The sequence below is a fragment of the Corynebacterium jamesii genome (genome assembly GCF_046097395.1).
Taxonomy (GTDB): Bacteria; Actinomycetota; Actinomycetes; order Mycobacteriales; family Mycobacteriaceae; genus Corynebacterium.
On the sequence record NZ_CP175789.1, the window covers coordinates 789,060 to 804,659 of the forward strand.

At 55.6% G+C, this 15,600-nt stretch carries 10 protein-coding genes and 3 rRNA genes; all 13 read right to left on the minus strand.

Translation table 11 applies throughout. The features are described from left to right. Positions 1-2: 2 nt before the first annotated feature. The 13 genes from ACKFRT_RS03635 to ACKFRT_RS03695 all read right to left on the minus strand — a co-directional run bounded on the left by ACKFRT_RS03635 (position 3) and on the right by ACKFRT_RS03695 (position 15,521). Positions 3-983 carry an NAD kinase gene (locus ACKFRT_RS03635; protein WP_293791155.1) on the minus strand — a complete coding sequence of 327 codons (981 nt, stop codon included), beginning with the start codon at positions 981-983 and terminating at the stop codon, positions 3-5. Next, a complete protein-coding gene (locus tag ACKFRT_RS03640; protein ID WP_408925782.1) occupies positions 980-1,831 on the minus strand; it encodes a TlyA family RNA methyltransferase in 852 nt (283 codons plus the stop codon). Before ACKFRT_RS03640 ends, ACKFRT_RS03635 begins: the two co-directional genes overlap by 4 nt. Then, positions 1,831-2,007, minus strand: coding sequence for a hypothetical protein (locus ACKFRT_RS03645; RefSeq protein WP_408925783.1), 177 nt, complete (start codon positions 2,005-2,007; stop codon positions 1,831-1,833). Before ACKFRT_RS03645 ends, ACKFRT_RS03640 begins: the two co-directional genes overlap by 1 nt. After that, positions 2,008-3,015: an HAD-IIA family hydrolase gene (locus tag ACKFRT_RS03650; RefSeq protein WP_408925784.1), complete on the minus strand. Its 1,008-nt coding sequence runs from the start codon at positions 3,013-3,015 to the stop codon at positions 2,008-2,010. 3 nt (positions 3,016-3,018) lie between these two features. Continuing rightward, the gene (locus tag ACKFRT_RS03655; protein ID WP_408925785.1) at positions 3,019-3,927 is read right to left on the minus strand and encodes a tetratricopeptide repeat protein; all 909 of its coding nucleotides are present in this window, start codon (positions 3,925-3,927) and stop codon (positions 3,019-3,021) included. A 226-nt stretch (positions 3,928-4,153) separates the two neighbouring features. Further along, a 5S ribosomal RNA gene (gene rrf, locus ACKFRT_RS03660) occupies positions 4,154-4,271 on the minus strand. Positions 4,272-4,412: 141 nt separating this feature from the next. Beyond that, a 23S ribosomal RNA gene (locus ACKFRT_RS03665) occupies positions 4,413-7,484 on the minus strand. A gap of 405 nt (positions 7,485-7,889) precedes the next feature. After that, a 16S ribosomal RNA gene (locus tag ACKFRT_RS03670) occupies positions 7,890-9,412 on the minus strand. The 16S, 23S and 5S rRNA genes sit together here, the layout of an rRNA operon. Positions 9,413-9,978: 566 nt before the next feature. Further along, positions 9,979-11,265: a tyrosine--tRNA ligase gene (gene tyrS, locus ACKFRT_RS03675; RefSeq protein ID WP_408925786.1), complete on the minus strand. Its 1,287-nt coding sequence runs from the start codon at positions 11,263-11,265 to the stop codon at positions 9,979-9,981. Between the two features lie 46 nt (positions 11,266-11,311). Beyond that, complete coding sequence (locus tag ACKFRT_RS03680; RefSeq protein ID WP_408925787.1) at positions 11,312-11,479, minus strand: Trm112 family protein; 168 nt, start codon at positions 11,477-11,479, stop codon at positions 11,312-11,314. 48 nt (positions 11,480-11,527) lie between these two features. Beyond that, a complete protein-coding gene (locus ACKFRT_RS03685) occupies positions 11,528-13,105 on the minus strand; it encodes a VWA domain-containing protein (RefSeq protein WP_408925788.1) in 1,578 nt (525 codons plus the stop codon). A gap of 60 nt (positions 13,106-13,165) precedes the next feature. Continuing rightward, positions 13,166-13,831, minus strand: coding sequence for a hypothetical protein (locus ACKFRT_RS03690; RefSeq protein WP_035002562.1), 666 nt, complete (start codon positions 13,829-13,831; stop codon positions 13,166-13,168). A gap of 34 nt (positions 13,832-13,865) precedes the next feature. Next, positions 13,866-15,521 carry a VWA domain-containing protein gene (locus tag ACKFRT_RS03695; RefSeq protein WP_408925789.1) on the minus strand — a complete coding sequence of 552 codons (1,656 nt, stop codon included), beginning with the start codon at positions 15,519-15,521 and terminating at the stop codon, positions 13,866-13,868. Between the last annotated feature and the right edge of the window lie 79 nt (positions 15,522-15,600).

Genomic DNA, 15,600 nt, shown 5'->3' on the forward strand with positions numbered 1-15,600 from the left:
TGCTAGTGACGCGGGCCCCTCCAGCCCGTCACAGGCAAACGGAACTTATGCACCAGGCGGTCAGTGAAAGGTGCGGAATCCAAACGTACCCACCGCACCGGCTGCGGGCCACGGCGAATCTCCACGCGGGCGCCAGGGGGCATGTGAATCTGGCGGAAACCATCCATAACAACCGTTGCGGGCGAGGTCGATGGGTTCGTCTCTACTGCCACCATCGAGTTCGGGGAAACCACCAGCGGGCGGCTGAACAGCGTGTGTGCGTTGCTGGTAACCACTAGAATCGCATCCAGCTCCGGCCACAGAACCGGGCCACCTGCACTGAAGGCGTAGGCGGTGGAGCCGGTGGGCGTCGATACCAAAACACCGTCACAACCGAAAGAGGAAACAGGCCGCTCGTCGACCTCCAGGATCGTATCCAGGACACCCTGGCGGTTCAGGTTCTCTACCGAACACTCATTGAGCGCCCAGCCCGTGCCCAGCACACGACCATCCATATCGCGGGCAGTAATGGAAAGGGTCATGCGATCCTCGATGCGGTAGTCGCGATCGATCACGCGATCCACGGCCTCCTGCAGGGACTCTTGTTCCCACTCTGCAAGGAAGCCGATATGGCCCATGTTGATGCCGAGAACCGGTACATCCGCGGAATGCGCAATATCGGCAGCGCGGAGGAACGTGCCATCGCCGCCCAAAACGATCACCATTTCCACGCCCGTGGCCGCTTCCTTGGTGTGGCCAAAGCGCTTAAAGCGGCCCAGGATCTCGTGGCGCGCTACCGGGGCTGGGTCGGCGGTAGCCATCACGCGGACGTTGATGCCGCCCTTTTGTAGCCGAGATGCAGCCTCGGCAGCCAGCCCGAGGTTTTCGTGTACGCCAGTGTGCGCAACCAGCAGGACTTCGCGCTCCGCGTTCTTGTCACTGCCTGTATCGGCGCCGTTGTCGGCACTGCGTTCCGCGCCGTGGTCAGTCCCCGGTGTGGTCACTGCGGCCCCTCCTTAATGGCGGTTGCGATCATCTCGTCCAGGCCGGTGTAGTCAGCCTCTGCACCCATGCTAGGCGAAACCGCAGCGCCGTCCTTGACCAACCAGAGAAAATACTCCACATTGCCACTCGGCCCTGGCAGAGGAGAGGCGACAACGGCCTTCGTCCTCAAACCATACTTCATCGCCTCAATTGCCACGTCGCGGGTAACTTCGGCGCGCAGTTCAGGGCTCCGGACCACACCGCCGTGTCCTAAGCGATCCTTCCCCACCTCAAATTGGGGCTTAACCATCGGCAGCAGATCTCCGCCCTGTTTCACACAAGCAGCCAGGGCTGGCAGAACCAAGCGGATGGAAATGAAGCTCAAGTCGCCGACCATCAGATCCACTTCGCCGCCAAGTGCTTCCGGGGTGAGGGTGCGCACGTTCGTACGATCCATAACATCCACCCGGTCGTCGTTTTGCAGCCGCCAGATGAGCTGTCCATAGCCCACATCCACGGCCTTGACCTTCGCAGCACCACGGTCCAGACACACATCGGTAAAACCACCGGTCGAAGCGCCGGCATCCAGAACAGTCTTGCATGCAAGCGTTAGCCCTTGCGGCTCGAATGCCTCCAGCGCCCCAAGGAGTTTATGCGCACCTCGGCTAGCCCAACGGTCGTCTTCGGATTCCGCCACTTTGATGGAGACATTGCCGTCCACCCCGCTGGCGGGCTTCTTCGCTAACATTCCATTGACGGTCACACGCCCGGATTTAATCATCTCTTGGGCATGTTCCCGGCTTCGTGCGATCTTACGCGCCACCAGTTCCGCGTCGAGACGCTGCAGCTTGGCACCCCTTTTCGCCATCAGCGCTCGCCTCCGAGTGCCTCGTTAACCACCCGGTGAGCTTCCTCCAACACGGCTGCTTCTTCCGCGCCGTGGACATCGCGCGCCAGTAACTCGTCGACGGCCTGTGCTAGCTCTTCTTGTTGACGCCTACTGTCCCCCGACAATATCGAAGGTTTCGGCTGCCCCTCTCCCACTTACTTCCAACCTCCTAGTGCCTCCATGGCTTGTGCGTCTGCACCCACAAAGTCGATATCCGCAGCGGAGGTGATCTGCGAGACGTCGGGATTATCGATCAGCTGCCACGCCTCCGGAGCGGCTACGGCCAGTGCTTCAGCGGCCATGACTTCCACGTCACCAAGTTCACCAGCGGTAACGCGGATACGAGCAGTACCCGGGTCCACGCTGGCGGACCATCCGGCGAGGTGATCCCGTAGGTTACCTGCAATGAAGGTTGGCCGGTGGGACGGCGGGGCGTCAATAATATCGGTGTGGGTAGACACCCCAGTGACGGTGCAGAGAGTATCCATACCTGCTGCATTACCACCGGCGATATCAGTATCCAGCCGATCGCCGACGGCTAGTGGCTTGGTGGAACCGATCTTCCGAGCAGCAACCAGGAACATGGCGGGGCCTGGCTTGCCTGCGGATTCCGGGGTCACGCCCGTAGCGGAGGTGACGGCGGCGACCATCGACCCGTTGCCGACCATGAAACCGCGCTCCGAGGGCAGAGTCGTATCCAAGTTGGAAGCAAAGTAGCGGGCGCCGCGCTGGATAGCCAAAGCGCCTTCGGAAAGCCGCGCCCAGTCATTATCCGGGCTATGGCCGTGGAAGACGACGTGCGGGTGGTCATCGGCGGTATCGATGACGGTAAAGCCTGCATCCGCGACCAACTGTTTGAATGATTCGTGGCCGATCACAAATGCCCGTGGATTGTCGATGCCGGAATCAGCAATGTACTGCTTGCCGAGGTCACAGGCCGCCATGGCGGACGTGACAACATGATCCGCGTCGGCCTTAAACCCCATCGAGTTCAGATGCTCCGCGACTTGTTGGGGTGCGCGGGAAGCATTGTTGGTCACGTACATCACCTGGCGACCGGCTAGGCCTTCTGCTGCACCTGGAATCGGGGTATGGCCGGAAAATACCGTACCGTCGAGATCGGCAAGAAGTGCGTCGTAGTTGTCCAGCAGCGGGTGGGCCATCGGCTATTTTTCCTCGCTTTGGGATGCGGCCTCTTGGTCTTCGTCCAGCTCGGCCAGACGGTCGGACACATCGAGTACTTCTTCGGTATCCATTTCTGCGGCCCGGTTAAACCACTCCACAGCCTCTTTCTTGCGGCCAACGGTTACGAGGGCATCGGCATAAGCGTAGAAAAGGCGCATACGAGTGACATCAGGTGCCTCAGCATTTTCTAGCTGCGCTTCGAGCGCTGAGAGCGCGTCATTTGGATGGCCGAGATCCTGGTGGGCGCCCGCGACGACGATAGCAAGCTCCACCTTAGATTCTGCATCCAGTTGATCCGCTTGGGGATCATTGGCGACATCAAGGGCTTTCTCAGGCTTGCCAAGCCCCCGCTCGCAGTCGGCGAGGACAGGAAGCAGGCCTGGGCCACCGGCCATTCGACGTGCGGCGCGCAGTTCGGAAATAGCTTCCTTCCACTCGCCTGCGTGGTAGGCGACGATTCCGCAGGTCTCGCGTGCCACGGAAACGCGGCCCGCACGATCCTTCGCAGCACGAGCGTGAGCCAATGCCTTTTCCGGCTCATTATCTAGCAGAGTGGCGGCCATGATTAGGTGCTTCGCCACCATGTCTGCGTTGTCTTTGGACAAGCTGCGGAGTTCTTGGCGTACGGAAGGATCTAGCTCCTTGGGGTCGAGATCCTGAGGCACTTCGGGTTCATTGAGGCGCTTGTTCAGGCGCTCCTCTCGGTAACCTGCGCGCTGAGGACCACTGTGCGGACCGCGTTGGGTATCCCAGTTAGAGCTGCGCTTTTTGTTGGAGTTACGGTTTGGGCGGCCGCCGCGGTTGGGCTTGAATCCACCCTTGTTGCGGAATTTGCCATCACCCTGTGGTCGTCCTCCACGACCGCGATTGTTGTTTGAATTCTCAACCATGCTTGGGAGTGCACCTTCCGTCGTCTATTTGTCTTCGGGTTTTCGGGTCCGCCCCGTGAACCTTATCAATCCTAGTTTCCTGCGTTGCGGCGGCGCAATCGAGCTGGGCTTTGTGGGGACGCCTACTTGTCCGCAGCAGCGCAGTTAGGCATAAAAAAATGGGGTGTGGGTTGCTGTAACCCTTTAAAAGGCTACAACGACCCACACCCCATCTTTTAAATTTTAATGCCGGCGGTGACTTACTCTCCCACACCCTCCCAGGTGCAGTACCATCAGCGCAGGTAGGCTTAGCTTCCGGGTTCGGAAAGGGACCGGGCGTGACCCCACCGCTAACAACCACCGACAAACCACAATCAGAACAAAACACACACCCAACCAAACCCCAGGGTTCGCTGGTGTGTAGTGCCGTTCCAGACACTGCATAACAAACGCGAGTACACAACCCTTGCGACAAAAACCACTTTTAAACGTCAAAGCAACAACAAATTGTGTTGAACATCGGCCAATTAGTACCGGTCACCTCCATCACTCACATGACTTCCAGATCCGGCCTATCAACCCCATAATCTATAGGGAACCTCAAAAGAAACCTCATCTCAGAACAGGCTTCCCGCTTAGATGCTTTCAGCGGTTATCCCTCCCATACGTAGCCAACCAGCCATGCCACGGGCGTGACAACTGGCCCACCAGAGGTATGTCCGTCCCGGTCCTCTCGTACTAGGGACAGCCTTCTTCAAGTTTCAACGCGCACGGCGGATAGAGACCGAACTGTCTCACGACGTTCTAAACCCAGCTCGCGTGCCGCTTTAATGGGCGAACAGCCCAACCCTTGGGACCTACTCCAGCCCCAGGATGCGACGAGCCGACATCGAGGTGCCAAACCATCCCGTCGATATGGACTCTTGGGGAAGATCAGCCTGTTATCCCCGGGGTACCTTTTATCCGTTGAGCGACACCGCTTCCACAAGCCGGTGCCGGATCACTAGTCCCTACTTTCGTACCTGCTCGACCTGTCAGTCTCACAGTCAAGCTCCCTTGTGCACTTACACTCAACACCTGATTGCCAACCAGGCTGAGGGAACCTTTGGGCGCCTCCGTTACACTTTGGGAGGCAACCGCCCCAGTTAAACTACCCACCAGGCACTGTCCCTAACCCGGATCACGGGCCGAGGTTCAGATGCCCAATCCGATCAGAGTGGTATTTCACCAACGACTCCACAACCACTAGCGTGGCTACTTCACAGTCTCCCACCTATCCTACACAAACCGAACCGAACACCAATACCAAGCTATAGTGAAGGTCCCGGGGTCTTTTCGTCCTGCCGCGCGTAACGAGCATCTTTACTCGTACTGCAATTTCACCGGGCCTGTGGTTGAGACAGCAGGGAAGTCGTTACGCCATTCGTGCAGGTCGGAACTTACCCGACAAGGAATTTCGCTACCTTAGGATGGTTATAGTTACCACCGCCGTTTACTGGGGCTTAAATTCTCCGCTTCGGACAAAGCGTCCTAACAGGTCCTCTTAACCTTCCAGCACCGGGCAGGCGTCAGTCCGTATACATCGACTTAAAGTCTTCGCACGGACCTGTGTTTTTAGTAAACAGTCGCTTCCCTCTATTCTCTGCGACCACCACCAGCTCAACACGTCGTTCACCAGTAGTGGCACCCCTTCTCCCGAAGTTACGGGGCCATTTTGCCGAATTCCTTAACCACAGTTCACCCGAACGCCTTAGTATTCTCTACCTGACCACCTGTGTCGGTTTACGGTACGGGCCGTACATGCACTCACTAGAGGCTTTTCTCGACAGCATAGGATCACCAACATCCCCACAACGGGTACGCATCACGCCTCACCCTACATGCAGGACGGATTTACCAATTCCTGCGGGCCACACGCTTACACCACAATCCAATAAGTGGCTTGGCTACCTTCCTGCGTCACCCCATCGCTTGGCTACTACCAGATCAGGTCCTACGCATCCACACACCACACACACAAAATGCATGCAGCATACTTCAGGGCAGTTAGTATCACTGATTCACCATTGGTCGCACACACACGGGTACGGGAATATCAACCCGTTAACCATCGACTACGCCTGTCGGCCTCGCCTTAGGACCCGACTCACCCTGGGAAGATTAGCTTGACCCAGGAACCCTTAGTCATCCGGCGGATACGTTTCACACGCATCATTCGCTACTCATGCCTGCATTCTCACTCGCATAACCTCCACCACACGGTCACCCGGCAGCTTCAACGATCACACGACGCTCCCCTACCAACCCAACAAAATGCTGAGTTCCGCGGTTTCGGCGGTGTACTTGAGCCCCACTACATTGTCGGCGCAGAACCACTCGACCAGTGAGCTATTACGCACTCTTTCAAGGATGGCTGCTTCTAAGCCAACCTCCTGGCTGTCTTCGCGATCCCACATCCTTTTCCACTTAGCACACTCTTAGGGGCCTTAACCGGCGATCTGGGCTGTTTCCCTCTCGACTAACGAAGCTTATCCCCCGCAGTCTCACTGCCGCGCTCTGACTTACCGGCATTCGGAGTTTGGCTGACGTCGCTAAGATGATAGTCCCGCTCAACCAACCAGTAGCTCTACCTCCGGCAAGAAACACACGACGCTGCACCTAAATGCATTTCGGGGAGAACCAGCTATCACGGAGTTTGATTGGCCTTTCACCCCTACCCACAACTCATCCCCTCAGTTTTCAACCTAAGTGGGTTCGCGCCTCCACAGCCTCTTACAGCTGCTTCACACTGGCCATGGGTAGATCACCCCGCTTCGGGTCCAGGACATGCCACTCACAACACCCTCATTAGGATTCGGTTTCCCTACGGCTACCCCACATAACGGGTTAACCTCGCGACATGCCGCTGACTCGCAGGCTCATTCTTCAAAAGGCACGCCATCACCCAAAAGGCTCTGACGGCTTGTAGGCACACGGTTTCAGGTACTATTTCACTCCCCTCCCGGGGTACTTTTCACCATTCCCTCACGGTACTCATACACTATCGGTCACAATAAGTATTCAGGCTTACCGGGCGGTCCCGGCAGATTCACAGCAGATTCCACGAGCCCGCTGCTACTCGGGTATCACATCAACCCCAACACCACATGCTTTCACGTACCGGACTCTCACCGTCTACGGCAGGCCATTCCAAACCACTTCCGCTAACACACAATGCTAAGGCGCGGCATGGCAGCACCGCACAACACAACCCCACAACCCCACACACGCAACCCCTGCCAGGTATCACACGCATGCAGTTTAGCCAAAATCCACGTTCGCTCGCCGCTACTAGCAGAATCATTATTATTTTCTTCTCCTACGGGTACTGAGATGTTTCACTTCCCCGCGTTACCACCACACAAACTATGAATTCATCCATGCAGCGACCACACACAACTGTGGCCAGGTTTCCCCATTCGGACACCCTCGGATCAACGCTCGATTGACAACTCCCCGAGGACTATCGCGGCCTTCCACGTCCTTCATCGGCTTATCATGCCCAAGGCATCCACCGTGCGCCCTTCACAGACAACACAAAATACTAAGACACCCACACACCAACCACACAAACAAAACATTTATGCGACTAGCGCGTGAACAAAAATGATTTCAAACAAAAATCACAAAAAAGAAGATACTCGCGTCCACTATACAGTTCTCAAACAACACAACACCCAAAACAACACAATCACCATCATCGGCAACCACATCACTTCAAGGCGCTCACACAAGGAACAAAATAGATTGTCCCAGACACCCAACAGCCATGACAAACCAAAAACACACTCTGCTAACCCAACCCCACAGACAGTGCCAACCCCAACACACGCACACTCTTAAACAAACAATGCGACACGATCCAACAACCAACAACCACACACACGTGGCTGAACCGGTTACCTATTCACCCAGAAACAAAAATAAACAAAAATACTCCTTAGAAAGGAGGTGATCCAGCCGCACCTTCCGGTACGGCTACCTTGTTACGACTTCGTCCCAATCGCCAATCCCACCTTCGACAGCTCCCTAACAAGTTTGGGCCACTGGCTTCGGGTGTTACCAACTTTCATGACGTGACGGGCGGTGTGTACAAGGCCCGGGAACGTATTCACCGCAGCGTTGCTGATCTGCGATTACTAGCGACTCCGACTTCATGGAGTCGAGTTGCAGACTCCAATCCGAACTGAGACCGGCTTTAAGGGATTAGCTCCACCTCACGGTATCGCAACCCACTGTACCGACCATTGTAGCATGTGTGAAGCCCTGGACATAAGGGGCATGATGATTTGACGTCATCCCCACCTTCCTCCGAGTTAACCCCGGCAGTCTCTCGCGAGTCCCCACCATAACGTGCTGGCAACACAAGACAAGGGTTGCGCTCGTTGCGGGACTTAACCCAACATCTCACGACACGAGCTGACGACAACCATGCACCACCTGTACACCAGCCACAAGGGAAACTACATCTCTGCAGCGATCCGGTGTATGTCAAGCCCAGGTAAGGTTCTTCGCGTTGCATCGAATTAATCCACATGCTCCGCCGCTTGTGCGGGCCCCCGTCAATTCCTTTGAGTTTTAGCCTTGCGGCCGTACTCCCCAGGCGGGGCGCTTAATGCGTTAGCTACGGCACGGGAATCGTAAATAAAACCCCCACACCTAGCGCCCACCGTTTACGGCATGGACTACCAGGGTATCTAATCCTGTTCGCTACCCATGCTTTCGCTCCTCAGCGTCAGTAACTGCCCAGAGACCTGCCTTCGCCATCGGTGTTCCTCCTGATATCTGCGCATTTCACCGCTACACCAGGAATTCCAGTCTCCCCTACAGCACTCTAGTTATGCCCGTATCGCCTGCACGCCCGAAGTTAAGCCCCGGGATTTCACAGACGACGCGACAAACCACCTACGAGCTCTTTACGCCCAGTAATTCCGGACAACGCTCGCACCCTACGTATTACCGCGGCTGCTGGCACGTAGTTAGCCGGTGCTTCTTATCCAGGTACCGTCACCAAAAAGGCTTCTTCCCTAGCGAAAGGAGTTTACAACCCGAAGGCCTTCATCCCCCACGCGGCGTCGCTGCATCAGGCTTGCGCCCATTGTGCAATATTCCCCACTGCTGCCTCCCGTAGGAGTCTGGGCCGTGTCTCAGTCCCAATGTGGCCGTACACCCTCTCAGGCCGGCTACCCGTCGTCGCCTTGGTAGGCCATTACCCCACCAACAAGCTGATAGGCCGCGGGCTCATCTTGCACCGAAAAACTTTCCACCACACACACTAAAGCATGGTCCTATCCGGTATTAGACCCAGTTTCCCAGGCTTATCCCGAAGTGCAAGGCAGATCACCCACGTGTTACTCACCCGTTCGCCACTCGAGTACCTCTGCAAGCAGAGGCCTTTCCGTTCGACTTGCATGTGTTAAGCACGCCGCCAGCGTTCGTCCTGAGCCAGGATCAAACTCTCCATAAAAATGTCATCAGACACAGGCGAGCCTGAAAACCAGGCAAACAAAAAACAAAATTACTGACAAAAGAATTGAAAAAAGGATAAATAAATCACATCAACCAACACCAACAAAACATTGCTGGTCATTGACCGACACAACATACATCCACCACTTCAAACAAAACCATCATCAGCCCAACGCACACCCACAAAAAAGGCACCACGCTGGGATACGCACATTACATAACGTGGAGACGTTAACACCACGCTGGCGTAACCACCATCAACCCACAATCCATATGAGCCAACGAGAAGCTGAAACAAGTCACAAAGCAAAAGACATACAATGCATCAGAATCAACACAAAGGTTGGTCAACAAAGTATCTAAACTTGGTTCATCACGCTATTGAGTTCTCAAACAACCTACGCACACCGATCATCTAAGTCAGGATTTTTGTCCTGCTCGCTCTCGGCGACTTGATTTAATGTACACCCGCCCCAACAAACACACAAATCCCCTGGTAGAGGCGCAAAAACGCAACTACCAAGGGATCGTTTTAGTCGATGCAGGCCGTGTGGCGTGGCGTCACTATGAAGAAGCCCCAACACGCGCACCGGCGAAACGCTTCTTGCCCTTGCGAAGCACCAGCCACGAACCATGCAGCAGATCGTCGGCGGACGGGGACCATTCGATGTCCTCGATGCGCTGGTTGTTGACGTAAGCGCCACCCTCCCCGACGGTACGGCGGGCGGCACCCTTGGACTTCTCCAGACCGGACTCGACGAGTAGGTCCAGGATGGTGACATCGGGACCGACCTCGGCAACCTCGGTTTCCTGCAGTGCGGAAGATAGGGTGGCCTCGTCCAGATCCTGCAGCTCAGCCTTGCCGAACAGCGCCTGGGCGGCCAACTCCACGGCCTCGGTGGCAGCAGCGCCGTGCACCAGAGTGGTCATCTCGCGGGCCAGAACTCGCTGCGCCTCGCGCTTGAAGGGCTCCTCGGCGACCTTGCGCTCCAGCTCCGCGATCTCCTCCTGGGAAAGGAAGGTGAACCAACGCAGGTAATCAATCACCACGGAATCACCAGCGTTAATGAAGTACTGGTACCAGGAGTACGGGCTGGTAAGCTGCGGATCCAGCCACAGCTTGCCACCGCCGGTGGACTTGCCGAACTTGTTGCCCTCCGCATCGGTGACCAGCGGCACGGTCAGGCCGTGTACCTTGGCACCGTTCACGCGGCGGTTCAGATCCACACCAGAAACGATGTTGCCCCACTGGTCGCCACCGCCGATCTGCAGCACGCAGTCGTACTCGTTGTGCAGGTGCACGTAGTCGTTAGCCTGCAGCAGCATGTAGGAAAACTCGGTGTAGGAAATGCCATCCGATTCCAAGCGGCGCTTCACGGTATCGCGGTCCAGCATGGTGTTCAGCGAGAAGTTCTTGCCGACATCGCGCAGGTACTCAATGACGTTCATCTGGCTGATCCAGTCAGCGTTGTTAACCATCACGGCCGGGCTGTCCACGTCGTTTTCGCCGGTGAAATCGACGAATGCCTCCAGCTGCTTCTTGATGGCCACCATGTTCTCACCGATCTGCTCTTCGGAAAGCATGGAGCGTTCGCCCACATCGCGCGGGTCGCCGATCATGCCGGTCGCGCCACCAGCCAGGGTGATCGGGCGGTGGCCGAACTGCTGGAAGCGCTTCAACATAATCAGCGGCACCAGGTGGCCCGCGTGCAGGGAGCTACCCGTCGGGTCGAAACCGCAGTACAGCGTGATGGGATCCTGCGTGGCCTCCTTCAACGCCTCCAGGTCCGTGGACTGATTAATCAGGCCGCGCCACTGCAACTCGTCAATGATGTTCTTGTTGTCACTCATGCGTATTCGTTCTCGTTCCTCTTTTATGCGTTGCTACTTGACGGGGTTACTTGACCGGCCAGTCTTGAGCTTCTTCGACCAGCAGCACCGGGATACCATCCTGCACCGGATAGGCCTTACTCAGGCGGGGGTTCACCAAATAGTCACCGTGATCCTCCAGCGGCTGCTTGTCGATGGGGCACGCGAGGATCTCTAGGAGCTTCTGGTCAATCATGTTGCCCAGTCTAGCTGGTGGCTTGGGCTACTCTCTTAGTGACGCCCCCTACGTAGCCCAATACTTACTGGCCCTGTCCAGGGCAGTGGCCAGGCCGCCCTCTTTGGCCTTAAAGACTTCACCGCCGGTCTCTTCAGCAAGACGCTGCATGTCCTCTGCGTTTTCATTGCCGTAATGGACGATGTATACGGGGAAAATTACCCCCTCCTTGCGCTCCCTGTCCCTCAGTTCGTGCGACCATTCCGCATAGTCCACACCTTTGGCAGGTGCTCCACTAGTCAGCAAGACTATTGACTGTCCTTGAATCAAGTTTCCTCTTCGCGGAATTCGCAGGTATTCCCTGTACAGCTGGTAATAGATATTGGCCTCTTGCCGGGGCGCCATACGGTCTACGTAATCCTTTAGAGCGCGTGCATGCTTTGGATCATCTGAGGAATAGTCCTTTTGGGTGAACGCTTTGCTCGAGGATGTACTGGATGTTGTGATATTTACCGCTCTGCCATCGACCCCCGCTTGTTCACCAAGCAAATCGAGTACGTCCTTCTTTACTTCCCTAAGGTTTTCCCCTTGCATGGAAGCGGAAACGTCGACTAGCAGGTTGATGTCTCTGGGGCGAAGCAGCTCCTCCCGATAAAAGCGCAATGTGTTATCGAACTCCTGCTTGGAGCTAGGGAGCTTATGAGTGGTTGTATCAGCACGGCGTTGCCCAGGTGAGTCGCCCAATTCAACTCGTATTTTATCCCGGAGTTCGTTGCCATGTTGAGTGATCCAATCAGCGAAGGCTTTCGTCTTAGCATGAGCAGAAGCCTCAGCTTCTTCGTCATCTGGATTCTTGATCACCGAAATCGGAAAGTCGTTAAACCCGATCCTGTCAGCGGGGATAACAAAGGTAATTTCTCCGTTATCCCTTAAAAGTTTCTCATCAGAAGAAAACGCGAAAACTGCTTGAGCAACATCATCTGTAGCAGAGAATCTGTCATACAATTCATCAGAAGTATCGCTTAAAAGCACCTGAGCGCCGAAAAACTTCTTCAATTGAGGATGAACTTTACCTGCAACCTCTTCTGCTAAGTCATCTGATTGCAAGCCCCCGATCTTGTATAGTATGCCGATCAGAGACTGCATCCCCAGGTTGGATTTGCCCGGATCTGCCATACCAAAAGTTAGGTCTCCCCTTGTGACCGCTTCCCGGACATCGTTCCACGTAACTTGCTTCTTCCGCCATCCCAAACGATCCAGGTCTTTGCTCCTTAATGCGAGCCCCAACGTATCCGAAGCCAACCCGTAGCTCTCTCCGAGCGCCTCATTGTTTTGCAGGTTCACATAGGAGTTAGTCGCCAACCAGACTGCATCGTACTCATCCCCTAGCTCCCCATTAGTAATCTTCCGGGAAAGCTCAACTGTGTCTCCCCCGCGGTCAATCTCGACTTGCATTCCGTAGTCACGCTTCGCTTCCACCCACAGGAACGGACTGAATGGAATGTCATTCGCCATCACTATCCGCAGCGGGCGCTCATCTTCTCCTCCATCACGTTTTTTGGCTACAGTCCCCACAGCCACAAAAAACACAACAAGGATAAATACGAGGAGAATACTGGCGGTCTTTTTGGAGAAAGCATTAGTCATTTCTTCAACTCTATTTGTGCGCTAACCGATGCATTATCTTGAAACCTAATTGATTTATACTCATTCCTCGGGCTTCCGTAGCACGCCGAATTCTAGTTCTAGGAATGTGCGATTGTCCTTCAGCTCTTGGAGGTTATCTTGCATGATCGCTTGGTGGACTTTGTCCATTTCCGATTGCAAAACTGCCAGCGAAGCACGGAAATCCTCAACGGCCTGGTTATGCGTTGCAGTCGGCATGTCATCAAGAATTCGGCAGGTCTCTGGGAAATAGACGTCCAAAATGCGGCGAACCTTGTTCTCTTGCGGCGGATCCGCAGCCAAGTGATCCCACTCGTGCACAACGTCCTTGCACGTGCTGTAGAAATGATCGAGATCCGCGTAGAACTCTTGGCGCTGCTGGCCGGAGACGCGCACGGATTCTTTGAGATGCTTAGAGTGGGTGCGGATGCCCTGTAGGGACTCGGTAGGAACCTCATAGAACGCGGGAGCTGGTTTACTAAAAGGTTCGTGCCGTTTCTTTTCCAGAGAGTGCTTCCCATCCTGGATTGGCTTCCCCTCTAGCGACTTTTGTTCCTGTCCTTCCGGCATGAGCATCCCAGCAGCACCGGCGAGGGCTCCCGCCACGACGATCCACAGAGATCCTAGATCCACCGCAGCATGCAAGCCCACGATCGCGACGAAAACGACAAGCCCAGCAACGATTTTCGGAAAGTACTTGGAGTTCATGGTTTCTTTCCTACCCTGTCTTACTGATTGTGGCCTACTGGTAACTGCGGATCTCTTCGAACGCCTTAGACAGATCACCGCTACGAGCGTTGAAAACCTTGCCACCGGTGAAGTCCGCCAGGAAGTTCATCTCCTCCTCGCTGGCCTCCCCATAGAGGATGACGAACACCGGGATCTTGCGGTCAGTCTCGGCCATCTTGCGCTTCATCTTGGTGATGAACTCCTGGCGATTCGTGCCGGAGTTCGACTCACCATCGGTCATCAGCACAATCGAATTTAGGGAACCGCCGCCTTCACCCACACGGTCGTAGGCGCGCAACACGGCGTCATAAATCGCAGTTTCACCACGGGGCTGCAGACCATTGACGTAATCCCGCAGGCCTCGACTCTGCTCCGCGCTGTCCGGGTCGTAGTGCTCCTGGGTGTATCCATCGGCAACCTTGCTACTGAAAGGCATAAGGGTGATCGTTTCGCGACGGCCGAATCCCTTCGGATTACCGTCTTCACCTGCGGTGCCGTCGATAAGCCTGTTCAGGATGCCCTTCAGATCTGCCAGCCGGTTGCCTCGCATCGAGCCGGACGTGTCGAGCAGGAAATTGCTGTCAGCGGGGCGGCGAAGGTCATCCCGATACAGGCTGACAAGAGAACGTATGTGATCCTTCGATGTCGGATACTCGTAGTAGTTTTGGGAGCCCTTGTTTTCCGCGTCCTTGCCCGAAACGATCAGGTGGGTTCGCTCTCCTACCTCTTCGCTGTGCTCTTTAAACCAATCGGCTAGGGCTTCGACCTTCGCTATGGTGTCCGCCTCAGGCTCCGTTTCGCCGGGCTTCGTGAGCGCCGAGAGGGGGTAATCGGCAGCGCCCGCGGCATCCCCGGGGACGATTACCTCAATATCCACCCCATCGTTTTCCTTCATTGATTGCAGAACGGATTGATAGTTAAAGATGCCATCCGCCTTGCCAGGGTTCTTTACGAAGGTATCGCGCAGCCAACCGGAGGATCCGGAAGTGATCGTCTGCCCGGAGAAGAAGTCCTTCATGCGTGGCTTGTCGAGAAATGCCGTCGAAAGATCGAACTTCTGCCCCTGCGGAGAGTTGCTTAGTGCCGCGGCGACCGAAAGAAGAGTAAGGAAACCGGAGTTGGATTCCTGCGGATCTGTCATGCCGAACGTCAGATCACCGCGCTTTACGGCCTCAGCGATATCCGACCACTTGACGTCTTTGTACCGCCACCCCAAGCGATTGACCGCGTCCTGTTTGAGCCCCAGAGCTACCGGCGAACGGGCAATGCTGTGATCTTCGGACTGCGGGGATGAGCCCTCCGCTCTGGCAAACGCGTTGGTTGCAAACCAGGTGGCGTCATACTTATCCCCATAATCACCATCCACCAGGTTACGAGTGTTGACGAGAGTGCCACTGTCGTACTCCATTTCAATCTCGAACCCCAAGTCCGAGGAAGCCTGTTCGATAAACGGTTCCATATCCGACAGCTCTGTAGCAGCGACAATCTTCAAAGGCTTGCTGGTGTCATAAGACTTCCCGCCAGATCCGGTAAGACCGCCGGGGAAATTCCCCGAGCCGACCACATAAGCACCTACTGCTATCAGCAGCAACACAACCACAAGGAAAAACTTTGAACTGCTCTTTTTGCCGTCATTGGCGTTCAAGCTGCTGGGGAATGTGCTCGTCATAGGCCTGATCTTATTTCACACGCAGCTACTTTTCAGGCCAAACCGATCAAGCAGACAGGGCAAAACTACAAGCTTGTGA